Annotated in this window: 1 protein-coding gene; it reads left to right on the forward strand. The window is 71.2% G+C overall.

What is annotated here, in order from left to right:
* On the forward strand, positions 1 to 364 hold a 364-nt coding region (locus tag OO48_RS34095), incomplete at both ends, for an ATP-binding protein (RefSeq protein ID WP_033223582.1).

Raw genomic sequence — 364 nt, forward strand, 5'->3', positions numbered from 1 at the left:
CGTCGCCATCAAAGCCGCCTTCGGCGGCGGCGGCCGCGGCCTCAAGGTCGCCCGCACGCTGGAGGAGATCCCCGAACTCTACGACTCCGCCGTCCGCGAAGCCGTCGCCGCGTTCGGCCGCGGCGAATGCTTCGTCGAGCAGTACCTCGACAAGCCCCGCCACGTCGAGACCCAGTGCCTCGCCGACCAGCACGGCAACGTCGTCGTCGTCTCCACCCGCGACTGCTCGCTCCAGCGCCGCCACCAAAAGCTCGTCGAGGAAGCCCCCGCGCCGTTCCTCACCCCCGAGCAGAACGCCGAGCTGTACCGCGCCTCCAAGGCCATCCTGCGCGAAGCCGGCTACGTCGGCGCCGGCACCTGCGAA

This window comes from Kitasatospora phosalacinea, assembly GCF_000716545.1.
Lineage (GTDB): Bacteria > Actinomycetota > Actinomycetes > Streptomycetales > Streptomycetaceae > Kitasatospora > Kitasatospora phosalacinea.